Origin of the sequence: Pseudomonas sp. ADPe (assembly GCF_014843515.1) — a bacterium.
Lineage (GTDB): Bacteria > Pseudomonadota > Gammaproteobacteria > Pseudomonadales > Pseudomonadaceae > Pseudomonas > Pseudomonas citronellolis.
The window spans coordinates 1,476,522-1,502,161 of record NZ_CP062122.1 but is presented as its reverse complement, the minus strand read 5'-3'; the positions used below and the strand labels follow the sequence as shown (position 1 = coordinate 1,502,161).

Sequence of the window (25,640 nt, the reverse complement as noted above, 5' to 3'; positions counted from 1 at the left end):
CCCCAACCCTCTCCCTGAAGGGAGAGGGGGCTGTTCGGCGTGCGTGGGAAGTTTGGTGTCAACCTGTAGGAGCGGACTCTGTCCGCGATTCGGCGGATAACGCCGTAGGCGTTATGCGCCCTACGTCCAGCCGGGGCCATCGCCGGCAGGCGTGTTCAGAACAACGCCATCTGCCGATCGACCAGTCGTGCGAAGTCGTCGCCGACGAAGGGCAGGATGGCGTCGGCCACCGGTTGCAGCTGGCGCGTCAGGTAGTGCTCGTAGTCGATGGGGGCGCTACGGTTTTCCAGGGGCTCGGGGCCGGCGGTGGTGATCAGGTAGCTGATCCAGCCGCCGTGCTGGTATTGCCGCGGGCGGCCCTGGCTCTGGTTGTAGTCGTCGGCGGCACGGGCTGCGCGCACGTGGGGCGGGACGTTGCGTTCGTAGTCGTCCAGGCGCCGGCGCAGGCGCTTGCGGTAGACCAGCAGGGCGTCCAGCTCGCCGGCCAGGGTGCGGCGCACGTAGTCGCGCACGTAGTCCTGGTAGGGCTGGCGGCGGAAGATGCGTTCGTACAGCTCCTGCTGGAAGCGCTGGGCCAGCGGCGACCAGTCGGTGCGCACCGTTTCCAGGCCCTTGAAGACCATTTCCTCGCTGCCGTCGGCGCGCCGCACCAGGCCGGCGTAGCGCTTCTTGCTGCCTTCCTCGGCGCCGCGCACCGTGGGCATCAGGAAGCGCTGGTAGTGGGTTTCGTACTGCAGCTCCAGGGCGCTTTCCAGGTCGTAGGTTTCGCGCAGGTGCTCCTTCCACCATTGGTTGATGCGTTGCACCAGGGCGCGGCCGATGTGCTCGGCGTCCGCCTCGGCGTGGGCACCGCCGAGCCAGACGAAGGTGGAGTCGGTGTCGCCGTAGATCACCTGGTGGCCCTGCGCCTCGATCAGCTCGCGGGTGCGGCGCATGATCTGGTGCCCGCGCATGGTGATGGACGACGCCAGGCGCGGGTCGAAGAAACGGCAGCCGCTGGAGCCGAGCACGCCGTAGAAGGCGTTCATGATGATCTTCAGCGCCTGGGACAGCGGCTTGTTGCCCTCGCGCTTGGCCGCCTCGCGGCCCTGCCACACACGTTCGACGATGGCCGGCAGGCAGTGCCGGCTGCGCGAGAAGCGGGCGCCGCGGAAGCCTTCCACCGAGTGCTCGTCGTCCGGCTGGCGTAGGCCTTCCACCAGGCCCACCGGGTCGATCAGGAAGCTGCGGATGATCGACGGGTACAGGCTCTTGTAGTCCAGCACCAGCACCGATTCGTACAGCCCAGGGCGCGAGTCCATGACGAAGCCGCCGGGGCTGGCCTCCGGCGGCTTGCCGCCGAGGTTGGGGGCGACGAAGCCGAGGCGGTGCATGGCCGGCAGGTACAGGTGGGTGAAGGCCGCCACCGAGCCGCCGCTGCGGTCGGCGGGCAGGCCGGTGACGCTGGCGCGTTCGAGCAGGAAGTGCAGCAGTTCGGTCTTGGCGAAGATGCGCGTGACCAGCTCGCAGTCCTTGAGGTTGTAGTGTGCCAGGGCCGGCTTGTCCTCGGCGAACTTGCGGTCGATCTCGGCCATGCGGTCGTAGGGGTTGTCGATCGCCTTGCCTTCGCCCAGCAGCGTCTGCGCCACGCTTTCCAGGCTGAAGGAGGGGAAGCTCCAGGTGGCCGAACGCAATGCCTCGATGCCGTCGATGATCAGCCGCCCGGCGGCCGCGGCGAAGTAGTGGTTGCTGCCGCTGCCGTGCTGGCGCCAGTGCATCTCGTCTCCGTCGCGGCCCAGGCGCAGGGGGATCTTCAGGCGCTGGGCGTGCTCGCGCAGCACGCGCAGGTCGAACTGCACCAGGTTCCAGCCGATGATGGCGTCGGGATCGTGCTCGGCCAGCCACTGGTTGAGGCTTTCCAGCAGTTCGCCGTGGCTGTCGCGGTAGGCCAGGTCGAAGTCCAGCCAGCTGGCGTCGCCATTGGCTGGGCCGAGCATGTACACCTGGCGCTGGCCGCAGCCTTCCAGGGCGATGGAATAGAGGTTGCCGTGGATGTCGGTCTCGATGTCCAGGGACACCAGCTTCAGCTGCGGCCGGTAGTCCGGCGCCGGCTTGAGCACGGCTTCGCACAGCACGCCCTCGGCATCGGCCTCGCCATCGAAGCTCACCGGGGCGGTGATGAAGCGCTCCATCAGGTAGCGCTCCGGCGGGCGGATGTCGGCTTCCAGCACCTCGATGCCGGCCGCGCGTAGGCGCTTGTCCAGGTCCATCAGCTGGCGGTACTGGCGGCAGTACAGGCCCAGCACCGGGCGTTGCTCGAAGTCGCGCAGCTGCAGCGGGCGCAGCTCCACGCCGGTTTCGCCTTGCAGCAGGCGCTGCGCCGCCTCGCGCTGGGCGGCGGGGAGGAAGGCCACCGAAGTCTGCGGCGGCAGGCGTACCCGGCGCGGGCCGGCGTCGGTGGCCAGCCAGAACTCCACCTCGGTGCCGGCGGGCGTGTCGCGCCAGTGCCGGGTGAGGACGAAGCCGTGTTGTGCTGCCACCGGTAACCCCTGGGAAGAATCTTTCAGGCGTTCATTATCGCGGATAAATCCGCTACAAGGTGCAGGAGAGACACCGTCGTAGGATGGTGTTGAGCAAAGCGATACCCATCACCGCAACCGCATGGGTTTCGCAAGCTCAACCCATCCTACGAAGAGCGCTTCGGCGCGGCCTGCAAGACCGCCGCTCCTACGGTGGCAGGGAAGCACGGGTGTAGGAGCGGACTCCGTCCGCGATTGGATTCACCCGCCACGCCGGACGTCCCGGTGGCACGACGGCGGCGTATAACCGTGAACGGTTATACGCCCTACGCCGATGTTGCTTTCGTAGGATGGTGTTGAGCGAAGCGATACCCATCAGCGCCACCGCATGGGTTTCGCAAGCTCAACCCATCCTACGAAGAGCGCTTCGGCGCGGCCTGCAAGACCGCCGCTCCTACGGTGGCAGGGAAGCACGGGCGTAGGAGCGGACTCCGTCCGCGATTGGATTCACCCGCCACGCCGGACGCCCCGATGGCACGACGGCGGCGTATAACCGCGAACGGTTATACCCCTTACGCCGATGTTGCTTTCGTAGGATGGTGTTGAGCGAAGCGATACCCATCACCGTGACCGCATGGGTTTCGCAAGCTCAACCCATCCTACGAAGGGCGCTTCGGCGCAGCCTGCAAGACGGTTGCTTCTACGACGGTGCCCTGCCGGCGAATCGCGCGCAGGGCGCGCTCCTACATGGGGCGCGACGGTTAGCGCTGCGTAGGAGATTCCGTCCGCGATTGCCGGGCGTTTCTGTGAGATACAGCTACCAGGGAAACACTATCGCCAATGCACCCCCAGCGGTTCTCTTTTGCGCCGATCCTGTCCAGAATGGCCGCCCCTTTTTCCAGCCCCGACGCCATGAACGCACAAGCCCTCGACGTACTCCTGCAACAGCTGCTGGCCGCTCTGGAGGCGCCGCCCGCCGAGGTTCGCCGCCTGTTCCACGGCCGCGGCCGGCGCTGGCCGGGGCTGGAGCATGTGACCGCGGACTGGCTGCAGAGCGTGCTGCTGGTGTCGCTGTTCCGCGAGCCGGGCGAAGATGAACTGGCGGCGCTGGAGCGCCTGCTGCTGGGCCTGTGCGAGTCGCCGCAATGGCGCGCCAGCGGCGCCGAGGCCTTGCTGCTGCAGCACCGCTACCGCCCGGACAGCGCCATGCAGGCCCTGTTCGGCGAGGTGCCGGAGGAGCGCGTGGTCAGCGAGAACGGCCTGCGCTACCTGCTGGACCTGGGGCGCAAGCAGAACAACGGGCTGTTCCTCGACATGCGCCTGGGCCGCCAGTGGGTGCAGGCCCGGGCCGCCGGGCAGCGGGTGCTCAACCTGTTCGCCTACACCTGCGGCTTCTCGGTGGCGGCCATCGCCGGCGGCGCCGAGCACGTGGTCAACCTGGACATGGCGCGCGCCGCGCTCAGCCGCGGGCGCGACAACCACCGGCTGAACGGCCACGACCTGTCGCGGGTGGAATTCCTCGGCCACGAGCTGTTCAAGTCCTGGGGCAAGGTGAAGAAGTCCGGGCCCTACGACCTGGTGATCATCGACCCGCCGTCGTTCCAGAAGGGCAGCTTCGCCCTCGGCAAGGACTACCCGCGCATCCTGCGCCGCCTGCCCGAGCTGCTGGCGCCCGGCGGCCGGGTGCTGGCCTGCGTCAACGATCCGTCCGTGAGCCCGGCCTTCCTCATCCAGGGCATGGCGGCCGAGGCGCCGGAATTGGCCTTCGTCGAGCGCCTGGACAACCCGCCGGAATTCGCCGACGTCGATGAGAATGCGGCGCTCAAGGCGCTGGTGTTCGCCTACCCGGGCTAAGTCCGCACCTGGATGTAACACCTGGCACACAATCTGCTCCGCATCGGCCATGGCACGGAAAACGCCGGTTTTCCGTCATCCCCTGGCCACGGAGCGAATCCCATGCGCTTTTCCTGCAACGGTTGCGGCAAGTGCTGCCATGACCACCACGTACCCCTGACCCTCGACGAATCCCGCGACTGGGTGGCCGACGGCGGCAGCCTGATCGTCCTGCTGGAGGCGGTGCTGGACGACGGCGCCGGGCTGCCGGAGGGGCAGCGCGAGCACGTGCTGCGCCGCTCGCTGCCGGTGCGCTGCGGCAGCACCCAGGCGCACCTGGCGATCACCTTCGCCGCCTTCAACCAGGGCGCCTGCCGCCACCTGGGCAGCGACATGCGCTGCGGCATCTACGAGCGGCGGCCGCTGGTGTGCCGCATCTACCCCATGGAGATCAACCCGCACATCCCGCTGCGCGCGGAGGCCAAGGACTGCCCGCCGCAGGTCTGGGACGAGGGCCCGGAGCTGATCGTCGGCGGACGCCTGGTGGACACCGAACTGGCGGCGCTGGTCGAGCGCTCGCGCCAGGCCGACCGCGAGGAGATCGCCGCCAAGGCGGCCATCTGCGAGCGCCTGGGCATCAGCGTCTCGGCGCTCAAGGGCGACGGCTTCACCGCCTACCTGCCGCAGCGCAAGGCCTTCCTGGCGGCCCTGGACGCGGTGCGCGCGCAGACGCCGGCCAGCTCCGCGGCGGATTGGCAGCTGCATGTCTCCAGCGACGACCTGGCCCGCCAACTGGAGGAAACCGGGGCGATGATCGCCGCCCTGCTGAGCGACGACTGCGCCTTCATTCCCCTGCGCGCGGCCTGATGGGGGAGGGGATGGCCGGGTAGTAGTCCTTCGGAATAATGACGCCGAAAATTCGCCGGTGCGGATAATATATGCGGCATTTTCCGCTAGAACTGAAAAGAAGGCTGACGCCAATCTGCCTTCGTCTGCAGGTTTTACCTGTCAGACAGCCGATCATCACCAGGGGAATACTGTGAAGAATTGGACGCTCCGCCGACGTATCCTGGCCAGCTTCGCGGTCGTGATCGCGATCATGTCGCTGATGGTGGTGGTTTCCTACATCGCCCTGCTCGCCGTCGAGCGCGACTCGCGCAGCGTCAGTACCGACGCCATGCCGGGCACCTATGCGCTGACCACGGTGCGTACCACCTGGACCGACACCATGCTGCGCACCCAGGCCCTGGTCGGCCTGGGCGACGGCAAGCCGCTGGACGCCGCCGGCCGCCAGGGCTTCCGCGAACTGCACGAGACCCTGCTGCAGCGCATCGCCACCTACGAGGCCACCGTGCACGCGTCGGCCGACCGCGAGCTGCTGGCCCGCTACAAGCAGCAGGCGCTGGACTTCCAGGCGCAACTGGAGCAACTGCTCGACCTCTACGACAAGGACCACCAGGCCGCCCGCCAGTCGCTGCTGCACGACCTGCTGCCGGCCTGGGAGAAGGGCCGGCAGACGCTCAACGAGCTGATCGCGCTGAACCGGCAGATCGCCGATGCGGCGGTCATCGCCATCGTCCACCAGGTGGAGCTGGCCGAGGCCGCCATGCTGGTCTCGCTGCTGCTGGCCATCGTCGCCGCCGGCGTCCTCGGCCTGCTGCTGATGCGCGCCATCACCGGCCCGGTGGAGAAGGTGGTGAAGACCCTCGAGACCATGAGCGGCGGCGACCTCACCGCGCGGCTGGCGCTGGAGCGCAACGACGAGTTCGGGGTGATCGAGAGCGGCTTCAACGGCATGGCCGAGGAGCTCAAGGCCCTGGTGGCGCAGGCGCAGCGCTCGGCCATCCAGGTCACCACCTCGGTCACCGAGATCGCCGCTACTTCCAAGCAGCAGCAGGCCACCGCCACCGAGACCGCCGCCACCACCACCGAGATCGGCGCCACCTCGCGGGAGATAGCCGCCACTTCGCGCGACCTGGTGCGCACCATGACCGAGGTCTCCAGCGCCGCCGAACAGACTTCCACCCTGGCCGGCTCCGGCCAGCTGGGCCTGGCCCGCATGGAAGAGACCATGCACCAGGTGATGGGCGCCGCCGAGCTGGTCAACGCGAAGCTTGCGATCCTCAACGAGCGCGCCGGCAACATCAACCAGGTGGTCACCACCATCGTCAAGGTCGCCGACCAGACCAACCTGCTTTCGCTCAACGCCGCCATCGAGGCGGAGAAGGCCGGCGAGTACGGCCGCGGCTTCGCCGTGGTGGCCACCGAGGTACGCCGCCTGGCCGACCAGACCGCGGTGGCCACCTACGACATCGAGCAGATGGTCCGCGAGATCCAGTCGGCGGTGTCCGCCGGGGTGATGGGCATGGACAAGTTCTCCGAGGAGGTGCGCCGCGGCATCGCCGAGGTCGGCCAGGTCGGCGAGCAGCTGTCGCAGATTATCCACCAGGTGCAGGCCCTGGCGCCGCGGGTGCAGATGGTCAACGAAGGCATGCAGGCGCAGGCCACTGGCGCCGAGCAGATCAACCAGGCCCTGGTGCAACTGGGCGAGGCCACCGGACAGACCGTGGAGTCGCTGCGCCAGGCCGGTTTCGCCATCGACGAGCTGAACCTTGTGGCCAATGGACTGCGCAATGGCGTCTCGCGCTTCAAGGTCTGAGGCCGGCGGGCGGCTGTACCTGCAGTTCCGCCTGGGCGCCGACCGCTACGCGCTGGACGTGCACGAGATCGTCGAGGTCCTGCCGCTGCGGCGCTTCAAGCAGGTGCCCGAGGCGCCGGCCTGGGTGGCCGGGCTGTTCGTCCACCGCGGCGAGCTGCTGCCGGTGCTCGACCTCAGCCAGATCGCCTGCGGCCGCCCGGCGCCGCGGCACACCAGCACGCGCCTGGTGCTGGTGGACTACCGTTTCGCCGGCAGCGGCCCGCAGCGGCGTCTGGGGCTGATCCTGGAACAGGCCAGCCAGACCCTGCGCCGCGACCCGGCGGCCTTCCGCGACTACGGCCTGGAGCCGGGCGAGGCGCGCTACCTGGGGCCGGTGCTGGAAGACGCCGAGGGCCTGCTGCAGCGCGTGCAGGTGGACGAACTGCTGCCCGAGCACGTGCGCGAACTGCTCCTGGCCCAGGGTGAGCGGCCATGAGCGACGCGCGTTTCAGCCAACTGCTCAAGGCGCGCATCGGCCTGGACGCGGAGTCGGTGGGCGAGGCGGTCATCGCCCGCGCCGTGCGCCAGTGCGCCAACCGTAGCAGCGGCGGTGACCTGGAGGCCTACTGGCTGCGCCTGCAGGGCTCCGCCGAGGAGCAGCAGGCGCTGATCGAGGCGGTGATAGTCCCGGAGACCTGGTTCTTCCGCTACCCCGAATCCTTCGCCGCCCTCGGCCGCCTGGCCCTGCGCCGGCAACTGGAACTGGCCGGCGCGCGACCCCTGCGCCTGCTCAGCCTGCCCTGTTCCACCGGCGAGGAGCCGTACTCCATCGCCATGGCCCTGCTCGATGCGGGGCTGCCGGAAGCGGCCTTCCAGATCGACGCCCTGGACGTCAGCCCGGCCTCGCTGGAGCGCGCGGCCCATGGCGTGTACGGGCGCAACTCGTTCCGCGGCAGCGAACTGGGTTTCCGCGACCGCTACTTCCACGCCGAGGGCCCCGACTACCGCCTCGACGAACGGGTGCGCCGCCGCGTGCGCCTGCGCCGCGGCAACCTGCTGGCGCCCGGCCTGCTGGCCGAGGAGGCGCCCTACGACTTCCTGTTCTGCCGCAACCTGCTGATCTATTTCGACCGCGACACCCAGGAACGCGCCGTGCAGGTGCTGCTGCGCCTGGTGCGCGAGGACGGCGCGCTGTTCATCGGCCCGGCCGAGGCCAGCCTGACGTCGCGCCCGGGGCTGCGCGCGCTGGGCGTGCCGCAGTCCTTCGCCTTCCTGCGCGTGGCGGCGCAGCCCGAGGCGCCGGCGGCCAGGCCGCGCCCCACCATGCAAACCACGCCGCCGCCCGCCGTGGCGCCGCGTCCGGCACCGCGCCGCGCGCCTCCGCCGCCACCCGCCAGGCCGGCGGTAGCGCCGCCGAGCGGTGCCGAACAGGGCCTGGCGGAAATCGCCCGGCTGGCCAACCTGGGCCAGACGGCCCAGGCCCGCGCCGCCTGCGAGGCCTACCTGGCCCAGCACGGCCCGTCGGCCCAGGCCTATTACTGGCTCGGCCTGCTGGCCGATGCCGAGGGCCGCAACGAACAGGCCCAGGGCTACTACCGCAAGGCGCTGTACCTGCAGCCCGACCACCAGGAAAGCCTGCTGCACCTGGCCGCCCTGCTGGCCGCCCGCGGCGACCGGGAAGGCGCGCGGCGCCTGCAGGAGCGCGCCGCGCGAGGAGTGAAGCGCGATGCCTGAGCAGCGCTACCACTTGCATCCGGAGGCCGCCGAACAGGCGGTGGACGACTGCTGGAACCGCATCGGCATCCGCGGCGACAAGTCCTGCCCGCGGCTGGCCGAACACATCCACTGCCGCAACTGCCCGGTCCACGCCGCCGTCGCCGTGCGCCTGCTGGACCGCTACGCCCTGGGCGCCGAAGGCGAGCAGGCCGCCAGCGTCGAGGACCAGGCGCCGCCGGGCGACGCCTACCTGCTGTTCCGCCTCGGCGAGGAATGGCTGGCCCTGCGCACCCTGGCGCTGGCGGAGGTGGCGCCGAACTGCCCGGTGCATTCGCTGCCGCACCAGCGCTCGCCGGTCGTGCTGGGCGTGGCCAACGTGCACGGCGCGCTGGTCGCCTGCCTGTCGCTGGCCGAACTGCTCGGCCTGCCGCCTTCCGCCCCGCGCGAGGACGAGGGCCGCCGCCTGCCGCGCATGCTGGTGCTGGCCACCGACAGCGGGCCGGTCCTGGCGCCGGTGGACGAGGTGGACGGCATCCACCCGCTGGCGCCGGGCCAGGCGCGCGTCGCCGCGGCGGCCGGCAGCCGTTTCACCCACGACGTGCTGAAGTGGCGCGAGCGCAGCGTGCGCCTGCTCGACCACCAGGCCTTGCTTGCCGCCGCCGCCCGGAGTCTGGCATGACCCCCGAGCAGATGAAGGACGCCTCGCTGCTGGAACTCTTCCGCCTGGAGGCCGAGGCCCAGGCCCAGGCGCTCGGCCAGGGCCTGCTGGCGCTGGAGCGCGAGCCGCGCCAGGCCGCGCAGCTGGAGGCCTGCATGCGCGCCGCGCATTCGCTCAAGGGCGCCGCGCGCATCGTCGGCCTGGACGAGGGCGTGCAGGTCGCCCATGTCATGGAGGAGTGCCTGGTGGCCGCCCAGGACGGCCGCCTGCTGCTGGGCGCGGAGCACATAGACGCTCTGCTGGCCGGCACCGATATCCTGCTGCACATCGCCGATGTCCAGGCCGAACAGGCCGCCGCGGCGCGTGCGGCGGTGCCCGGCCTGGTGCAGCGCCTGGAGACACTGCTGGGCGCGGAGCCTGCGCAGCCCGCCGCACCTGTCGCCGCTGAAGCGCCGCCGGCTGCGCCGCCAGAGCCACCGGCCGAAACCGCCGAGCCGGCGCCCGCCGCAGTCGAGAAAAAGGGCGAGGAGGGCACCGGCCGGGTGCTGCGCGTCACCGCCGAGCGCCTGAACCAGTTGCTCGACCTTTCCAGCAAGGCCCTGGTCGACTCCCAGCGCCTGCAACCGCAACTGGCCTCCATGCAGCGCCTCAAGCGCCTGCAGGCCACCGCCAGCCGCCTGCTCGACGGCGCCCGCGACGCCGCCGGCGCCAGCCTCGACCCGCAGGTCCAGGCCTTCCTCGCCGATGCCCGGCGTCTGGTCGGAGAGTGCCAGCAACTGCTGGGCGAGCAGATGGCCGAGCTGGACGAGTTCGCCTGGACCACCTCGCAGCGCGCCCAGACTCTCTACGACAGCGCCCTGGCCTGCCGCATGCGGCCCTTCGCCGACGTGCTCGGCGGCCAGGCGCGCATGGTCCGCGACCTCGGTCGCGAGCTGGGCAAGTCGGTGCGCCTGGAAGTGGACGGGGTGTCCACCCAGGTCGACCGCGAGGTCCTGGAAAAACTCGAAGCGCCGCTGACGCACCTGCTGCGCAACGCCGTCGATCACGGCATCGAGACGCCGGACGCGCGGCGCCGGGCCGGCAAGCCGGAGCAGGGACTGATCCGCCTGCTGGCGCGGCACCACGCCGGCATGCTGGTGCTCGACCTGCGCGACGACGGCGCCGGCGTCGACCTGCAACGCCTGCGCGAAGGCATAGTGCGTCGCGGCCTGTCCACCGGGGAGACGGTCGCGCGGCTGTCCGAGGAGGAACTGCTGGCCTTCCTCTTCCTGCCCGGCTTCAGCCTGCGCGAGCAGGTCACCGAGGTGTCCGGGCGCGGCGTCGGCCTGGACGCCGTGCTGCACATGGTGCGCCAGCTGCGCGGCGGCATCCGCATGGAGCAGGTGGCGGGGCAGGGCAGCCACTTCCACATCGAGGTGCCGCTGACCCTCTCGGTGGTGCGCAGCCTGGTGGTGGAAATCGGCGGCGAGGCCTACGCCTTCCCCCTGGCGCACATCGAGCGCATGCGCAGCCTGGCACCGGAAGAGATCGTGCAGATCGAGGGCCGCCAGCAGTTCTGGCACGAGGGCCGGCACGTCGGCCTGGTGGCCGCGCACCAGTTGCTGCAGCGCCCGGAAGGCCGCGCGCCGGAGGGCGACATCCCGCTGGTGCTGATCCGCGAGCGCGACACCCTGTACGGCGTGGCGGTGGAGCGCTTCATCGGCGAACGCACCCTGGTGGTGATGCCGCTGGACGCGCGCCTGGGCAAGGTCCAGGACGTTTCCGCCGGCGCCGTGCTGGACGACGGCACGCCGGTGCTGATCCTCGACGTCGAGGACATGCTGCGTTCGGTGGACAAGCTGCTGGCCAGCGGCCGCCTGGAACGCATCGACGCCGGCAACCGCCAGGGCGCGGCGCTGCGCAAGCGCGTGCTGGTGGTGGACGACTCGCTCACCGTGCGCGAACTGGAGCGCAAGCTGCTGGCCGGCCGCGGCTACGACGTGGCGGTGGCGGTGGATGGCATGGACGGTTGGAACGCCCTGCGTTCGGAGCGCTTCGACCTGGTCATCACGGATATCGACATGCCGCGCATGGACGGTATAGAACTGGTCGGGCTGATCCGCCGCGACGCCCGCCTGCAAGCCCTGCCGGTCATGGTCGTGTCCTACAAGGACCGCGAGGAGGACCGCCGCCGCGGGCTCGATGCCGGCGCCGACTACTACTTGGCCAAGGCCAGTTTCCACGACGAGGCCCTGCTGGATGCGGTGGTTGATCTAATTGGAGGTGCGTAGGGTCGGCTCCCGTTTCGGCGCGGCCGCGACGGAGCCGCATTTTGCGCAGAGCAAGGCGCGAGGAGAGAGGTTTGGTTATTCCAAATGAACGACGAGTAACGCGGCGCTGCGCAAAATGCGGCCCGTCCCTTCGGGTTGCGCGGCAACGCGGCTCGCGCCGAAACGGGAGCCGACCCTAAGATGAGGATTGGCATCGTCAATGACATGCCGCTGGCCGTGGAAGCGCTGCGCCGGGCCTTGGCCTTCGAACCTACGCACCGCGTGCTCTGGGTCGCCAGCAACGGCGCCGAGGCAGTGGAAATGTGCGCCGCGCAGACCCCCGACGTGGTGCTGATGGACCTGTTGATGCCGGTGATGGACGGTGTGGAGGCCACGCGGCGGATCATGGCCGCCTCGCCCTGCGCCATCATCGTGGTCACCGTGGACCTGGAGCAGAACCTCTCGCGGGTGTTCGAGGCCATGGGCTGCGGCGCGGTGGACGCGGTGAACACCCCGGCGCTGGGCGTCGGCGACTCCCTGGAGGCGGCCCGCCCGCTGCTGCGCAAGCTGCAGAACCTGGCCTGGCTGTCGGCCCCGGGCAACAGCCGGCCGCGCAGCGAGGTCGCCGTGCGCGAAAACCCGGCCAAGGCCCGCCGCCTGGTGGCCGTGGGCGCCTCGGCCGGTGGCCCGGCGGCCCTGGCCGAGTTGCTGGGCCTGCTGCCGGCGAGCTTTTCCGCGGCCATGGTGGTGGTGCAGCACGTGGACGAAGTGTTCGCCGCCGGCATGGCCGAATGGCTGGCCAGCCAGGCGCGCATCCCGGTGCGCCTGGCGCGCAACGGCGAGGTGCCGCAGCCCGGCTGCGTGCTGCTGGCCGGCACCAACGACCACATCCGCCTGCAACGCAACGGCGAGCTGGCCTACACCGCCGAGCCCTGCGGGCACATCTACCGGCCCTCGATCGACGTGTTCTTCGACAGCGTGGCCGACAACTGGGTGGGCCAGGCCACCGGCGTGCTGCTCACCGGCATGGGCCGTGACGGCGCCCAGGGCCTGAAGCACATGCGCGAGCGCGGCTTCCTGACCCTGGCCCAGGACCAGGCCAGCAGCGCCGTGTACGGCATGCCCAAGGCCGCCGCGGCGATCGGCGCCGCCACCGAGATCCGAGCCCTGGGCGACATCGCCCGGCGCCTGGGCGAACTGTACGGCTGACATTCCGGAGGCAGCGCCAGCGGCGCCACGACGACGATGAACCCCAAGCATAGCGAGAACCCCTTGATCACTCCGGACGACACCGCGGTCATGGTCCTGCTGGTCGACGACCAGGCCATGATCGGCGAGGCCGTGCGCCGCGCCCTGGCCGAGGACGGCGGCATCGACTTCCACTTCTGCTCCGACGCCACCCAGGCCATCGAGCAGGCCCTGCAGATCCGCCCGACGGTGATCCTGCAGGACCTGGTGATGCCCGACAGCGACGGCCTGGAGCTGGTGCGCCAGTACCGCCGCCACCCGCAGACGCGCGACATCCCGATCATCGTCCTGTCGACCAAGGAGGAGCCGCAGGTCAAGAGCGCCGCCTTCGCCGCCGGGGCCAACGACTACCTGGTCAAGCTGCCCGACGCCATCGAGCTGGTGGCACGGGTGCGCTACCACTCGCGCTCCTACCTCGCCCTGCAGCAGCGCGACGAGGCCTACCGTGCGCTGCGCGAGAGCCAGCAGAAGCTGCTGGAGACCAACCTGGTGCTGCAGCGGCTGATGAACTCCGACGGCCTCACCGGGCTGTCCAACCGCCGCCACTTCGACGAGTACCTGGAAATGGAATGGCGCCGCGCCCTGCGCGAGCAGAGCCAGCTGTCGCTGCTGCTGATCGACGTCGACCACTTCAAGGCCTACAACGACACCTTCGGCCACGTCGCCGGCGACGAGGCGCTGCGCCGCGTGGCCGGGACCATCCGCGAAAGCTGCGCGCGCTCCTCCGACCTGCCGGCGCGCTACGGCGGCGAGGAGTTCGCCATCATCCTCCCGGGCACCTCGCCGGGCGGCGCGCGGCTGCTGGCGGAAAAGCTGCGGCTGACCGTGCAGGCCCTGGGCATCGCCCACGAGCAGCCGGATTCCGGCGCGGTGCTGACGGTCAGCGTCGGCGTGGCGACCCTCACCCCGGGGCAAGGCGAAAGCTGCCTGCGGCTGATCGAACACGCCGACCGCGCGCTCTACAACGCCAAGCACGGCGGACGCAACCAGGTGGGGGTGGACGGCGGCGCAACCGGCTGACGCACAGCCGCCCACGGGCGGCTTTCTCGGGTATACTTCCGGGTTTTTCCACGCCATTACCCGTGAGTGCTGACCGCCATGGAAATCCAACCGATCCTCAACAGCATCAAGGACCTCTCCGACCGTACCCAGTCCATTCGGGGGTATCTTTGACTACGATCTGAAACATGATCGTCTGATCGAAGTAAACCGCGAGCTGGAAGACCCGGCGGTCTGGAACAAGCCCGAATACGCCCAGAACCTGGGCCGCGAGCGCGCCATGCTGGCGCAGATCGTCGAGACCCTCGACGAGCTGACCGGCGGCCTGGCCGACTCCCGCGACCTGCTCGACATGGCGGTCGAGGAGAACGACGAAGGCGCCGTCGGCGACGTCGAAGCGGAAGTCCAGCGCCTGCGCGAAATCCTCGAGAAGCTGGAATTCCGCCGCATGTTCAGCGGCGAGATGGACCCGAACAACGCCTACCTGGACATCCAGGCCGGCTCCGGCGGCACCGAGGCCCAGGACTGGGCCAACATGCTGCTGCGCATGTACCTGCGCTGGGCCGACAAGAACGGCTTCGACGCCGAGATCGTCGAGCTGTCCGAGGGCGAGGTCGCCGGCATCAAGGGCGCCACCGTGCACATCAAGGGCGAGTACGCCTTCGGCTGGCTGCGCACCGAGATCGGCGTGCACCGCCTGGTGCGCAAGAGCCCGTTCGATTCCGGCAACCGCCGCCACACCTCGTTCACCGCGGTGTTCGTCTCGCCGGAGATCGACGACAACATCGAGATCGAGATCAACCCGGCGGACCTGCGCATCGACACCTACCGCTCCTCCGGCGCCGGCGGCCAGCACGTGAACACCACCGACTCCGCGGTGCGTATCACCCACGTGCCGACCAACACCGTGGTGGCGTGCCAGAACGAACGCTCCCAGCACGCCAACAAGGACACCGCCATGAAAATGCTGCGGGCCAAGTTGTACGAGCAGGAGATGCAGAAGCGCACCGCCGCCTCGCAGGCTCTGGAAGACACCAAGTCCGATATCGGCTGGGGCCACCAGATCCGTTCCTACGTGCTCGACCAGTCGCGCATCAAGGACCTGCGTACCGGCGTGGAACGCAGCGATTGCGACAAGGTGCTCGACGGCGACCTCAACGAATACCTGGAAGCCAGCCTTAAACAGGGCCTGTAGACCGCACCCCGTAGGAGCGAGCTTGCTCGCGAACCCGCTGAAGAGCTTCGCGAGCAAGCTCGCTCCTACAGTTGTTATCCCTAATTGAATGAATCGACGCCAGGCAGATAGAACGACCATGAGCGACCAACAACTCGACCAGCACGAGCTGCAACAGGAAGAAAACAAGCTGATCGCCCAGCGCAAGGAAAAGCTTGCCGCCGTGCGCGAGGCCAAGGCCATCGCCTTCCCCAACGACTTCCGCCGCGACGCCTACTTCGCGGACCTGCAGAAGCAGTACGCCGACAAGACCAAGGAAGAGCTGGAAGCCGCAGCCATCCCGGTCAAGGTCGCCGGTCGCATCATGCTCAACCGTGGCGCCTTCATCGTCCTGCAGGACAGCAGCGACCGCCTGCAGGTCTACGTCAACCGCAAGACCCTGCCCGAAGAGACCCTGGCCGAGATCAAGACCTGGGACCTGGGCGACATCATCGGCGCCGAAGGCACCCTGGCCCGCTCCGGCAAGGGCGACCTGTACGTCGACATGAGCAGCGTGCGCCTGCTGACCAAGTCGCTGCGCCCGCTGCCGGACAAGCACCACGGCCTGACCGACACCGAGCAGCGCTACCGCCAGCGCTACGTCGACCTGATCGTCAACGAGGAAACCCGCCACACCTTCCGCGTGCGTTCCCAAGTGATCGCCCACATCCGCCGCTTCCTGTCCGAGCGCGGTTTCCTCGAAGTGGAAACCCCGATGCTGCAGACCATCCCCGGCGGCGCCGCGGCCAAGCCCTTCGCCACCCACCACAACGCGCTGGACATGGCCATGTTCCTGCGCATCGCCCCGGAGCTGTACCTCAAGCGCCTGGTGGTCGGCGGTTTCGAGAAGGTCTTCGAGATCAACCGCAACTTCCGCAACGAAGGCGTCTCGACCCGGCACAACCCCGAGTTCACCATGCTCGAGTTCTACCAGGCCTACGCCGACTACGAAGACAACATGGACCTGACCGAGGAACTGTTCCGCGAGCTGGCCCAGGCGGTGCTCGGCACCACCGACGTGCCCTACGGCGACAAGGTCTTCCACTTCGGCGAGCCGTTCGCCCGCCTGTCGGTGTTCGACGCCATCCTCAAGTACAACCCGGACATCACCGCGGCCGACCTGCAGGATGTCGACAAGGCCCGTGAGATCGCCAAGAAGGCCGGCGCCAAGGTCCTCGGCCACGAAGGCCTGGGCAAGTTGCAGGTGATGATTTTCGAGGAGTTGGTGGAGCACAAGCTGGAACAGCCGCACTTCATCACCCAGTATCCCTTCGAAGTCTCCCCGCTGGCCCGCCGCAACGACCGGGACCCGAGCGTCACCGACCGCTTCGAGCTGTTCATCGGCGGCCGCGAGATCGCCAACGCCTACTCCGAGCTGAACGACGCCGAAGACCAGGCCGAGCGCTTCATGCTGCAGGTCAAGGAGAAGGACGCCGGCGACGACGAGGCGATGCACTACGACGCCGACTTCATCAACGCCCTGGAATACGGCATGCCGCCCACCGCCGGCGAAGGCATCGGCATCGACCGCCTGGTGATGCTGCTGACCGACTCGCCGTCGATCCGCGACGTGATCCTGTTCCCGCACATGCGCCCGCAGGCGTAAGCGCTGGAGCTATGGAGAAGCCGCCTTCGGGCGGCTTTTTCGTGCCTGAGGGCAAGGCTCTTCGTAGGAGCGAGCTTGCTCGCGAACGGTGCTTGCCGGGGATTTGGGCACTGGGTTTGGGAGCGCCCTCTCCCCAGCCCTCGGCTGCGCGCCCCGCCCTGAAGGGAGAGGGGGCTTGTCCGTGCCGAGAGAAGGAATGGTTTCAGCTGGAAACCCTCCGTGTTGCCGGCTGACTCCAAAACATCCAAGCACACCGAACGGTCCCCTCTCCCTTCAGGGAGAGGGTTAGGGAGAGGGAACGGAGGTTGGCGCAACAATGGAGTTGCCGGGTAACGCATTCGCGAGCGCTCCTACAAAGCCCGCCCTTCCATCCGCCAGCGGGCCACCAATTGATTCCCCAAGCAAAAGCCCGAACAATGCGCCATCGCCCGCGAGCGGAGGAAAGACCGTGCCCCGAGCAGTTTCCAGAGACAGCGCCGCCCAGGCCGCCAGTGCGGTGGCCGAGAGTGTCCAGTACCAGGGCCGCAAGGCCGCCCGCCAGGGCAGCGAGCAGCGCCGCCAGGCGATCCTCGACGCGGCCATGCGCATCATCGTCCGCGAGGGCGTGCGGGCCGTGCGGCATCGGGCGGTGGCGGCCGAGGCGGACGTGCCGCTGTCGGCCACCACCTACTACTTCAAGGACATCGACGACCTCATCACCGACACCTTCGCGCTCTTCGTCGAACGCAGCGCCGAAGCCCTGTCGGCCTTCTGGGCCAGCGTCGAGGGTGACCTGCAGGCCCTGGCCGCCGGCCTCACCGGCAGCCCCGAGGCGCGCCGCGAGCTGGCCGACCGCATCACCGAGCTGGCCATCCAGTACGTGCGCGTGCAGCTCACCGAGCGCCGCGAGCACCTGCTGGCCGAGCAGGCCTTCCGCCAGGAGGCGCTGCTCAACCCGCGCCTGGAACAGCTGGCGCAGAGCCACAGGCGCATCCTCTCCCTGGGCGTGGTGCACTTCTTCGAGGTGCTCGGCTCGCAGCAGCCGGAACAGGACGCCAAGGTGTTGACGGCCATCATCCTGCAGATGGAGTATCAGGGCCTGCTGGATGGCGTGGAGCACCTGGACACCGTGGAAATGCGCGCCATCCTGACCCGCTACCTGTACCTGGTGCTGGGCCTCTGAAGCCCGCCGACGACCCCATATGGCGTGCCGCCCGCGGCCCCTGAGGAGACTTCGATGAAAGCCTGGCGCGCCTTGCTGCTGTTGAGCATCTTCCTGCTCGGCGGCTGCCTGGTGACCTTCAAGGAGCCGATCCCGGCGAAGGAGGCCGCGCCCAAGCAGTTGCTCGGCCAGTGGTCGCGGATCGACGAATACGGCGAGGAACAGTTCCTCGAGATCAGCCGCACCGGCGAGGGCCTGTACCGCGCCTTCAGCTACTACGACGACAGCGGCAACACCGACAGCGCCGAGGACCTGCCCTTCACCGTGGTCCACCACGGCCAGCGCTGGTACCTGTCCGTCGAACTGCCCAAGAGCCAGGGCGGCAACTACGTGCTGGCCGGCTTCGAGATCACCGACAAGGACGAGCTGGTGGTCTACTCGCTGGACGTCGAGCAGATCCTCCAGGCCATGGCCAAGGGCACCCTGCAGGGCCAGAAGGTGGACAGCGAGCAGGGCGCCGGCGCCCTGGTGGCCAGCCCCCTGGGCGACGTCCTGGCCTACCTGGACGAGCCCGCCAACGCCGAAGTCTTCAACGAAGCGCTACGCTTCCAGCGAGTGACTCCGGGAGAACGCCCATGAACCCGCGGCGCAAGAAAAGCACGCCCAGCGAGTACCAGCAGATCATCCGCGGCCTGTCCGACCGCCTGGTGGAGGCGCAGACGCCGATCCGCGTGCTCGACGCCATCAAGTGGGACGACAGCGTGCGCGCGGACTTCCTCAAGGGCCGCGGCAAGCATGCGCCCAAGGTCGACCGCGGCTACTACGACGGCCGCCCGCTGGCCTTCGACGGCAACGCCAAGAAGCAGGAATTCCAGAACCTGGAGCGCGACATCACCCGCCAGCTCGGCCAGTTCAACCCGGTGGGGCAGATCATGCGGCGCATGTGCCGCGAGTACCGCATGGTCATCCGCATGCTGGAGGCGCGCGGCACCCAGGACTTCGGGCTGATCTCCCAGGAACTCTACGGCTCGGCCTCCGACGCCTTCCACGCCGGTGACCCGACCCTGGCCGACCTCGGCCTGATGCTCTCGGACTACCTGAACAACATCGCCGACCGCGGCGACCTCAAGGACGAACCCAAGACGCTCACCGCCAAGGAAGCGGTGGCCATGCTGCAGGAGCGCCTGAACAAGACCTTCGGCGAGGCCGAGGACACCATCCGCGTGTTCGAGTCCGACGGCATAGTCGCCGACGCCGCGGCCGGCGCCGACTACATCAAGGTGCGCGCCGACGCCATGTTCAACGAGCGCGACGTGCGCGCCCTGGAGGTCCACGAGGGCCTGGTGCACGTGGGCACCACCCTGAACGGGCAGAACCAGCCGATCTGCACCTTCCTGGCCAAGGGCCCGCCGTCCTCCACCGTGACCCAGGAGGGCCTGGCCATCCTCATGGAAGTGATCGCCTTCGCCTCCTACCCCACGCGCCTGCGCAAGCTGACCAATCGCACCCGCGCCATCCACATGGCGGAGGAGGGCGCCGACTTCCTCGAGGTGTTCCACTTCTACCGCGAGCAGGGCTACAGCCAGGAAAGCAGCTACCAGAACGCCAGCCGGGTGTTCCGCGGCTCCACGCCCGGCGGGCTGCCGTTCACCAAGGACCTGTCGTACCTCAAGGGCTTCATCCTCATCTACAACTACATCCAGCTCGCCGTGCGCAAGGGCAAGCTGGAGCAGATCCCGCTGCTGTTCTGCGGCAAGGCCACCCTGGAAGACATGCGCACCCTGCGCCAACTGGTGGACGAGGGCCTGGTGGTGCCGCCGAAGTACCTGCCGCCGCAGTTCCGCGACCTCAACGCGCTGTCGGCCTGGATGTGCTTCTCCAACTTCCTCAACCACCTGAGCCTGGACCGCATCGAGGCGGACTACGCGAATATCCTCTGACGCCATGCCGACCCGTTCAGGCCCCGTAGGATGGCGTTGAGCGAAGCGATACCCATCGATGGGAATAGCTCCGCTCGTCCCATCCTACGAAAGCGCTTCCGTGCTACCGGTGTGGGAGCGATCCCGGCCCCAAGGATGACCCGACCATGACCCACCGCTTCAAGGCCGCCGCGCTGTCCCTGCTGCTTCTGCTCGGCGGCTGCAGCTCGCTGCTGTTCTACCCCAGCCCCGACGTGGCCATCACCCCGGCGCGGGCCAAGCTGGACTACCGCGACGTCACCCTCACCACCGCCGACGGCGTCAAGCTCGCCGGCTGGTGGCTGCCGGCCAAGCCCGGGGTGCCGGTCAAGGGCACGGTGCTGCACCTGCACGGCAACGGCGGCAACATGGCCTGGCACCTGGGGGCCACCTTCTGGCTGCCGGAACAGGGCTACCAGGTGCTGATGCTCGACTACCGCGGCTACGGCCATTCCCAGGGCGAGCCCAGCCTGCCGGCGGTGTACCAGGACATGGACGCCGCCTTCGCCTGGCTGGACAAGGCCCCCGAGGCCCAGGGCAAGCCGCTGATCCTGCTCGGCCAGAGCCTGGGCGGCGCCATGGGCGTGCACTACCTGGCGCAGCATCCCGAGCGGGTGAAGCAGCTCAAGGCCGTGGTGCTCGACGGCGTGCCCGCCAGCTACCGCGAAGTGGCCCGCTACACCCTGGGCACTGCCTGGCTGACCTGGCCGCTGCAGATTCCGCTGTCCTGGTTCGTGCCCGATGGCGACAGCGCGATACGCGCCATGCCGCGACTTTCTGGCGCACCCGTGCTGTTCTTTCACAGCATCGACGATACCATCGTGCCCCTGGACAACGGCCTGAGCCTGTACAAGGCGGCGCGGCCGCCGAAAGTCTTCCAGCTGACCCGCGGCGGGCACGTGGAAACCTTCGGCGAACCGACCTGGCGCGAAGTGATGCTGCGCTTCCTCGACGACCCGCAGCACTTCAGCGGCCTGCGCCGCCTGGCCGAAGTCCCCAACACCGATCCGCCGGCCGAGCCGGCCAGCCAGTCCCAGGGCAAGCCATGACCACCAGCACCGACCGCAACATGATCCCGTACATCCTCACCGCCATCGGCAGCATCATCGTCAGCGTGGGCACGCTCTGGTACTACGGCTACCTGCACTTCGCCAAGGAGCAGGACGCCCTGCTGCTGGCCGAGTTCACCATGCTCAAGAGCATTCCCGGGCAGGACGTGAAACTCTCGCTGGAGCCGGCCAACCAGATCGCCCAATGCATCGACGGCGTGCTGGTGCTGTTCGACACCACCCAGAAAGGCCTCTCCGGCGTGCTGGTGGACAACAAGAAGCACGCCGTGCGCTGCGCCGGCGAGGAAACCCCGCAGGAAGTCCGCTGACGGCATGCTTCGGGGCCAGTCTGGGAGCAACCTGGAGGGTGCGACCATGAGCAACCCCGAAATCCACGTCTGGCAGGGCGACATCACCACCCTGCGCATCGACGCCATCGTCAACGCCGCCAACAGCTCGCTGCTCGGCGGCGGGGGTGTGGACGGCGCCATCCACCGCGCCGCCGGCCCGGAACTGGCGAACCACTGCCGCAACCTGGGCGGCTGCAGGACCGGCGAGGCCAAGATCACCCCTGGCTTCCGCCTGCCCGCCGCCCACGTCATCCACACGGTAGGCCCGGTCTGGCGCGGCGGCGGCCACGGCGAGCCGGACCTGCTCGCCGCCTGCTACCGCAACAGCCTGGCGTTGGCCGAACAGTATGAGTTGGAGGGCATAGCCTTCCCGGCGATCAGCTGCGGCATCTACGGCTATCCCCTGGAAGCGGCGGCCAGCATCGCCATCACCGAACTGCGCCGCCAGCGCCCCGCCGGCAGCAGCCTGCAACGTCTGTTGCTGGTGCCTTTCGCCGAAGACATGGCCGAACTCTACCGGCGCCTGCTGCGGGGTGGCGCCTAGGCGCCGACTGCGCCGAGGTGCTCTTCGTAGGAGCGGGCCCTGCCCGCGAAATCGTCCTACATGGGAAGGGTGCGGGTGGGGCGGCGTAGGAGCGGATCTCATCCGCGAATCGCGCCGGTGGTCCCGGCTATCGCGGACAAGGTCCGCTCCTACGGTGGGATAGGTGTCGCACAGTAACCTGTAGGAGCGGGCCCTGCCCGCGAAATCGCGCGCAGGGCGCGCTCCTACATGGATAGCCGCATCAGTAATTGCTATTCACCGACGACCGCGGCACCACCGGCTTGGCGTCGTTGGAGATGGTCACTTCCACCCGGCGGTTCTGCGCGCGGCCGGAGGATGTGGCGTTGCTCGCCACCGGGTAGTCCTTGCCGTAGCCGCGGGTGGTCACCCGCGCCGGGTCCACGCCCTGGGCCAGCAGGGCCATGCGCACCGAGTCGGCGCGGCGTTCGGACAGGCCCTGGTTGTAGCCGGCCGAGCCGCTGCTGTCGGTGTAGCCCTCGACCAGCACCTTGCGCTCGGGGTTCTGCTGCAGGTAGCTGGCCAGTTGCTGGATGTTGTGGCTGGCCTCGGGCTTGAGGTCGGCACGGTCGAGGTCGAAGAGCACGTCGCCGAAGGTCACCAGGGTGCCGCGCTGGGTCTGCTTCGCCTGCAGCTCCTTGAGCTGCTGGGTGCGCACGTCCAGGCGGGCCTGGGTGCGCTGCGCCGAGGCGTTCTGCAGCTGCCCTTCGGCGCTCTTCAGGGCGATGGTCTGGTTGGCCAGGTTGATGCGCTGCTGCGTCAGGTAGGCCAATTGGTCCACGTCCTGCTGCTTCTCGCCGTCGCGGTAGGCCTTGTCGGCCTTGGCCAGCCAGTCGCCGGCGTCCTTGGTTTCCAGGGCCGCGAGCTGGGTGGCCTGGGGTTGCGCCTGCAGGGCGGAGTAGTCGCTGCGGGCCTTCTCCAGGTTGGCGTTGGGCTCGTGGGCGCAGGCGGCCAGCAGCAGCGCCAGGCTGGAGAGGGCGGGGAGGGCGATGAGTTTACGCATGGCTGTCGTCCTTAATGATCCGGAGGGGGGAATGGGGAAGGGCGCCTATTGCTGTGGCTGCTGGAGCTTCTGCAGCCCTTCCTCGCGGATTTCCATCACGCCCTGCTGGGCGTCCTTGACGGCGTTCTGCGCCTTGACCGCCTGCGACTTGCGCTCGGCCACGCGGGCGTCCCATTCGGCCTGCTGGGCCAGGCGCCTGGCCTGCTCGTATTCCTTGTCGTTGAGGGCGATGCGCGCCTGGGCGAGCTTGTCCTGGGCGGTCTTCATCTCCAGCGGCGCGTACTGCGGGCCGCCGGCGCTGACCGCGGCGTTCACCGCCGATTCGGTGACCGCCATCTGTTCGCTCGGCGGGTTGCCGGCGCAGCCGGCCAGGGCCAGGGCGCCGAGGCCGGCCAGCAGGCCCGTGCGCAGGAAGGCGAGGCGGGATTGGGGTGTTTTCAGTTCCATTGTTCGAGTCCTCTCGTCTGGGGAACGCGGATTCTCAGCGGGCGGTGCCCGGCCCGGCCGTTCGCAGCCCTGCGCTGCGGCGTTGTCCCGTGATGGCCAGGTACTACTGGGGACTTGAGGACTTGTCCGAGGGTTCAAAAAAAATGGCCGCCCGGCGGGGCGGCCATGTCTGCGGCGCGGCTTTCAGAAGCGCAGGCGGAGCAGGCGCAGGCCGTTGAACACCACCAGCAGGCTGGCGCCCATGTCGGCGAACACCGCCATCCACAGGGTGCCCAGGCCAGCCAGGGTGAGGGCCAGGAACACAGCCTTGATGCCCAGCGCCAGGCTGATGTTCTGCACCAGCACGGCGTGGGTGCGGTGCGACAGGCGGATGAACTGCGGCAGCTTGCGCAGGTCGTCGTCCATCAGCGCCACGCCGGCGGTCTCGATGGCCGTGTCGGTGCCCGCCGCGCCCATGGCGAAGCCGATGTCAGCGCGGGCCAGGGCCGGGGCGTCGTTGATGCCGTCGCCGACCATGCCCACCCGCGCGCCGCCGGCCTGGTGCTGCTCGACCTCGCGCAGCTTGTCCTCGGGCAGCAGGTTGCCGCGGGCCTGGTCGATACCCACCTGGGCGGCGATGGCGGCCGCGGTGTGCGGGTTGTCGCCGGTCAGCATCAGCGTTTTCACACCCAGGCCGTGCAGCTCGGCGAGGGCCTCGCGGCTGGTCTGCTTGACCGCGTCGGCCACGGCGAACAGCGCCAGCGGGCCTTCGTCGTCGAGCAGCACGATGACGGTCTTGCCCTGTTGCTCCAGGGCGTCGAGGCGTGCTTCCAGCGCCGCCGAGCACAGCCCCAGTTCCTCCACCAGGCGATGGTTGCCCAGGTGGTGCAGGCGGCCGTCGACCACGCCCTTCACGCCGCGGCCGGGGATGGCCTCCAGCGCGTCGACGCCATAGAGCGCCAGGCCGTCGGCCTCGGCGGCGCGGGCCACGGCCTGGGATACCGGGTGGTCGGAACGTGCCGCCAGGCTCGCGGCCAGGACCCGGGCGCGCGCCTCGTCGCCGCGCAGGCCGTGGAAATCGGTCTGCGTCGGGCGGCCCTCGGTGAGGGTGCCAGTCTTGTCCAGGGCCAGCCATTGCAGTTGGCGGCCCAGTTCGAGGAACACCCCGCCCTTGATCAGGATGCCGGCGCGCGCCGCCGCCGACAGGCCGCTGACGATGGTCACCGGGGTGGAGATCACCAGCGCGCAGGGGCAGGCGATCACCAGCAGCACCAGGGCGCGGTACACCCAGTCGAGCCAGGCGCCGCCGAAGGCCAGCGGCGGGATGAGCGCGGTGGCGATGGCGATGAGGATCACCACCGGCGTATAGATGCGCGCGAACTGGTCGACGAAGCGCTGCGTCGGCGCCCGCGAGCCCTGGGCTTCTTCCACGGCGTGGATGATCCGCGCCAGGGTGCTGTCGTCGGCGCCGCGGCTCACCGCATACTCCAGCGCGCCCTCGCCGTTGATGCTGCCGGCGAACAGGGCTTCGCCGGCCTGTTTCTCCACCGGCAGGCTCTCGCCGGTGATGGGCGCCTGGTTGACGCTGGAGCGGCCCTCGACCACCTCGCCGTCGAGGGCGATGCGTTCTCCGGGGCGCACACGCACGCGCTCGCCCACGGCCACCGACTTGGCCGGCACGTCCCGCCACTGCCCGTCGCGCAGCACCGTGGCCTGTTCCGGGGCCAGTTGCAGCAGGCCGCGGATGGCGCTGCGCGCGCGTTCCAGGGAGCGCGCCTCGATCAGCTCGGCGATGGCGAACAGCACCGCGACCATGGCCGCTTCCGGCCACTGGCCGATGAGCATGGCGCCGGTCACGGCGATGCTCATCAACGCATTGATGTTCAAGTCGCGGTTCTTCAGGGCGATCCAGCCCTTGCGGTAGGTCGGCAGGCCGGCGCCGAGGATGGCCGCCAGCGCCAGGCCGGCCACCAGCCACTGCGGGCCGAGGGCGAACCATTCGCAGACTTCCGCGGCCAGCGCCAGCACCCCGGCCAGGGCCAGCGGCCACCAGGGCTTGTGCTTGCCTGGGGCGCTGGTGAGCAGTTGGCCGTCTTCCACGGCCTCGGCCTGCATGCCCAGGGAAGCGACCAGCTTCTGCAGCGGCTCCAGGCTGTCGAAGCGGTGCTGCACCTTGAGCAGGCGCTGCATCAGGTTGAACTCCAGTTGCTCCACCGCCGGCAGCTTGCCCAGGGCATCGCGCAGCAGGCGCTCCTCGGTGGGGCAGTCCATGGCCTCGATGCGCAGGCTGCTCCAGCGCAGCTCGCCGGTGGCGGCCGCAGTAGCGCCCAGCGCCGGTTCGGCGTGGCGCGGGCGCTCGTGGTGGTGGTCATGCCCATGCTCGTGTTCATGGCGATGGACGGCGGCGGGGGCGTGGTCGTGGCAGCAGGGCCCGCATCCAGGCTGGCGGCTGTTGGCGTCGGTCATCAGGTCGTTTCCCATTTGACGGTATGC

At 69.1% G+C, this 25,640-nt stretch carries 21 protein-coding genes; 17 read left to right on the top strand and 4 right to left on the bottom strand.

The features are described from left to right. Positions 1–155: 155 nt before the first annotated feature. Positions 156–2,519 carry a DNA polymerase II gene (locus IG194_RS06810; protein ID WP_058487272.1) on the bottom strand — a complete coding sequence of 788 codons (2,364 nt, stop codon included), beginning with the start codon at positions 2,517–2,519 and terminating at the stop codon, positions 156–158. An 891-nt stretch (positions 2,520–3,410) separates the two neighbouring features. Between IG194_RS06810 and IG194_RS06805 the strand changes: the two genes are divergently transcribed. The 17 genes from IG194_RS06805 (at position 3,411) to IG194_RS06725 (ending at position 21,700) form a co-directional block, all read left to right on the top strand. Continuing rightward, positions 3,411–4,352: a class I SAM-dependent methyltransferase gene (locus IG194_RS06805; RefSeq protein ID WP_058487271.1), complete on the top strand. Its 942-nt coding sequence runs from the start codon at positions 3,411–3,413 to the stop codon at positions 4,350–4,352. Between the two features lie 102 nt (positions 4,353–4,454). Continuing rightward, positions 4,455–5,198: a YkgJ family cysteine cluster protein gene (locus IG194_RS06800; protein ID WP_009616519.1), complete on the top strand. Its 744-nt coding sequence runs from the start codon at positions 4,455–4,457 to the stop codon at positions 5,196–5,198. Between the two features lie 172 nt (positions 5,199–5,370). After that, on the top strand, positions 5,371–6,990 hold the full coding sequence (locus IG194_RS06795; RefSeq protein WP_058487270.1) for a methyl-accepting chemotaxis protein: 1,620 nt from the start codon (positions 5,371–5,373) through the stop codon (positions 6,988–6,990). After that, on the top strand, positions 6,965–7,465 hold the full coding sequence (locus IG194_RS06790; RefSeq protein ID WP_009616521.1) for a chemotaxis protein CheW: 501 nt from the start codon (positions 6,965–6,967) through the stop codon (positions 7,463–7,465). Before IG194_RS06795 ends, IG194_RS06790 begins: the two co-directional genes overlap by 26 nt. Then, entirely contained in the window at positions 7,462–8,703 is a 1,242-nt protein-coding gene (locus IG194_RS06785) for a CheR family methyltransferase (protein WP_064987560.1), read from the top strand. Before IG194_RS06790 ends, IG194_RS06785 begins: the two co-directional genes overlap by 4 nt. Then, positions 8,696–9,364, top strand: coding sequence for a chemotaxis protein CheW (locus IG194_RS06780; RefSeq protein WP_058487268.1), 669 nt, complete (start codon positions 8,696–8,698; stop codon positions 9,362–9,364). Before IG194_RS06785 ends, IG194_RS06780 begins: the two co-directional genes overlap by 8 nt. Beyond that, complete coding sequence (locus IG194_RS06775) at positions 9,361–11,613, top strand: hybrid sensor histidine kinase/response regulator (RefSeq protein WP_058487267.1); 2,253 nt, start codon at positions 9,361–9,363, stop codon at positions 11,611–11,613. Before IG194_RS06780 ends, IG194_RS06775 begins: the two co-directional genes overlap by 4 nt. Before the next feature lie 180 nt (positions 11,614–11,793). Next, positions 11,794–12,801, top strand: coding sequence for a chemotaxis response regulator protein-glutamate methylesterase (locus IG194_RS06770; RefSeq protein ID WP_058073167.1), 1,008 nt, complete (start codon positions 11,794–11,796; stop codon positions 12,799–12,801). 36 nt (positions 12,802–12,837) lie between these two features. Continuing rightward, on the top strand, positions 12,838–13,860 hold the full coding sequence (locus tag IG194_RS06765; RefSeq protein WP_058487266.1) for a response regulator: 1,023 nt from the start codon (positions 12,838–12,840) through the stop codon (positions 13,858–13,860). 78 nt (positions 13,861–13,938) lie between these two features. Continuing rightward, positions 13,939–15,034, top strand: a protein-coding gene (prfB, locus tag IG194_RS06760; protein ID WP_099049077.1) for a peptide chain release factor 2 whose coding sequence is annotated in 2 segments (ribosomal slippage) — positions 13,939–14,010 and positions 14,012–15,034 — 1,095 coding nt in all. Because the reading frame shifts where the segments join, the coding sequence is not laid out codon by codon here. A gap of 118 nt (positions 15,035–15,152) precedes the next feature. After that, positions 15,153–16,658 (top strand): lysine--tRNA ligase, encoded by a 1,506-nt coding sequence (lysS, locus tag IG194_RS06755; protein ID WP_058487265.1) that lies wholly within the window; start codon positions 15,153–15,155, stop codon positions 16,656–16,658. Positions 16,659–17,106: 448 nt separating this feature from the next. Further along, positions 17,107–17,820 (top strand): TetR/AcrR family transcriptional regulator, encoded by a 714-nt coding sequence (locus IG194_RS06750; protein ID WP_009616533.1) that lies wholly within the window; start codon positions 17,107–17,109, stop codon positions 17,818–17,820. 54 nt (positions 17,821–17,874) lie between these two features. After that, positions 17,875–18,438, top strand: coding sequence for a hypothetical protein (locus IG194_RS06745; RefSeq protein WP_009616534.1), 564 nt, complete (start codon positions 17,875–17,877; stop codon positions 18,436–18,438). Next, positions 18,435–19,739: a flavohemoglobin expression-modulating QEGLA motif protein gene (locus tag IG194_RS06740; RefSeq protein WP_043271293.1), complete on the top strand. Its 1,305-nt coding sequence runs from the start codon at positions 18,435–18,437 to the stop codon at positions 19,737–19,739. The genes IG194_RS06745 and IG194_RS06740 overlap by 4 nt, the downstream gene beginning before the upstream one ends. A gap of 146 nt (positions 19,740–19,885) precedes the next feature. After that, positions 19,886–20,806 (top strand): alpha/beta hydrolase, encoded by a 921-nt coding sequence (locus tag IG194_RS06735; protein ID WP_058487264.1) that lies wholly within the window; start codon positions 19,886–19,888, stop codon positions 20,804–20,806. Further along, positions 20,803–21,135, top strand: a complete 333-nt coding sequence (locus IG194_RS06730) for a hypothetical protein (protein WP_009616537.1) — start codon at positions 20,803–20,805, stop codon at positions 21,133–21,135. The genes IG194_RS06735 and IG194_RS06730 overlap by 4 nt, the downstream gene beginning before the upstream one ends. A 46-nt stretch (positions 21,136–21,181) precedes the next feature. Beyond that, positions 21,182–21,700, top strand: a complete 519-nt coding sequence (locus IG194_RS06725; RefSeq protein ID WP_058487263.1) for an O-acetyl-ADP-ribose deacetylase — start codon at positions 21,182–21,184, stop codon at positions 21,698–21,700. Between the two features lie 241 nt (positions 21,701–21,941). Here IG194_RS06725 and IG194_RS06720 read toward each other — a convergent pair whose 3' ends face one another. The 3 genes from IG194_RS06720 to IG194_RS06710 all read right to left on the bottom strand — a co-directional run bounded on the left by IG194_RS06720 (position 21,942) and on the right by IG194_RS06710 (position 25,613). After that, positions 21,942–22,721, bottom strand: a complete 780-nt coding sequence (locus tag IG194_RS06720; protein ID WP_058487262.1) for an OmpA family protein — start codon at positions 22,719–22,721, stop codon at positions 21,942–21,944. A 45-nt stretch (positions 22,722–22,766) separates the two neighbouring features. Continuing rightward, positions 22,767–23,168, bottom strand: coding sequence for a DUF4398 domain-containing protein (locus IG194_RS06715; protein WP_058487261.1), 402 nt, complete (start codon positions 23,166–23,168; stop codon positions 22,767–22,769). A 183-nt stretch (positions 23,169–23,351) separates the two neighbouring features. After that, on the bottom strand, positions 23,352–25,613 hold the full coding sequence (locus tag IG194_RS06710; protein WP_058489648.1) for a heavy metal translocating P-type ATPase: 2,262 nt from the start codon (positions 25,611–25,613) through the stop codon (positions 23,352–23,354). Positions 25,614–25,640: the final 27 nt, after the last annotated feature.

Bases quoted from the DNA above. Each gene is read 5' to 3' on its own strand.
- IG194_RS06805 (WP_058487271.1), top strand. From the start codon at position 3,411: ATGAACGCACAAGCCCTCGACGTACTCCTGCAACAGCTGCTGGCCGCT.
- IG194_RS06800 (WP_009616519.1), top strand. From the start codon at position 4,455: ATGCGCTTTTCCTGCAACGGTTGCGGCAAGTGCTGCCATGACCACCAC.
- IG194_RS06790 (WP_009616521.1), top strand. From the start codon at position 6,965: ATGGCGTCTCGCGCTTCAAGGTCTGAGGCCGGCGGGCGGCTGTACCTG.
- IG194_RS06785 (WP_064987560.1), top strand. From the start codon at position 7,462: ATGAGCGACGCGCGTTTCAGCCAACTGCTCAAGGCGCGCATCGGCCTG.
- IG194_RS06780 (WP_058487268.1), top strand. From the start codon at position 8,696: ATGCCTGAGCAGCGCTACCACTTGCATCCGGAGGCCGCCGAACAGGCG.
- IG194_RS06775 (WP_058487267.1), top strand. From the start codon at position 9,361: ATGACCCCCGAGCAGATGAAGGACGCCTCGCTGCTGGAACTCTTCCGC.
- IG194_RS06770 (WP_058073167.1), top strand. From the start codon at position 11,794: ATGAGGATTGGCATCGTCAATGACATGCCGCTGGCCGTGGAAGCGCTG.
- IG194_RS06765 (WP_058487266.1), top strand. From the start codon at position 12,838: ATGAACCCCAAGCATAGCGAGAACCCCTTGATCACTCCGGACGACACC.
- lysS (WP_058487265.1), top strand. From the start codon at position 15,153: ATGAGCGACCAACAACTCGACCAGCACGAGCTGCAACAGGAAGAAAAC.
- IG194_RS06745 (WP_009616534.1), top strand. From the start codon at position 17,875: ATGAAAGCCTGGCGCGCCTTGCTGCTGTTGAGCATCTTCCTGCTCGGC.
- IG194_RS06740 (WP_043271293.1), top strand. From the start codon at position 18,435: ATGAACCCGCGGCGCAAGAAAAGCACGCCCAGCGAGTACCAGCAGATC.
- IG194_RS06735 (WP_058487264.1), top strand. From the start codon at position 19,886: ATGACCCACCGCTTCAAGGCCGCCGCGCTGTCCCTGCTGCTTCTGCTC.
- IG194_RS06730 (WP_009616537.1), top strand. From the start codon at position 20,803: ATGACCACCAGCACCGACCGCAACATGATCCCGTACATCCTCACCGCC.
- IG194_RS06725 (WP_058487263.1), top strand. From the start codon at position 21,182: ATGAGCAACCCCGAAATCCACGTCTGGCAGGGCGACATCACCACCCTG.
- IG194_RS06720 (WP_058487262.1), bottom strand. From the start codon at position 22,721: ATGCGTAAACTCATCGCCCTCCCCGCCCTCTCCAGCCTGGCGCTGCTG.
- IG194_RS06715 (WP_058487261.1), bottom strand. From the start codon at position 23,168: ATGGAACTGAAAACACCCCAATCCCGCCTCGCCTTCCTGCGCACGGGC.
- IG194_RS06710 (WP_058489648.1), bottom strand. From the start codon at position 25,613: ATGACCGACGCCAACAGCCGCCAGCCTGGATGCGGGCCCTGCTGCCAC.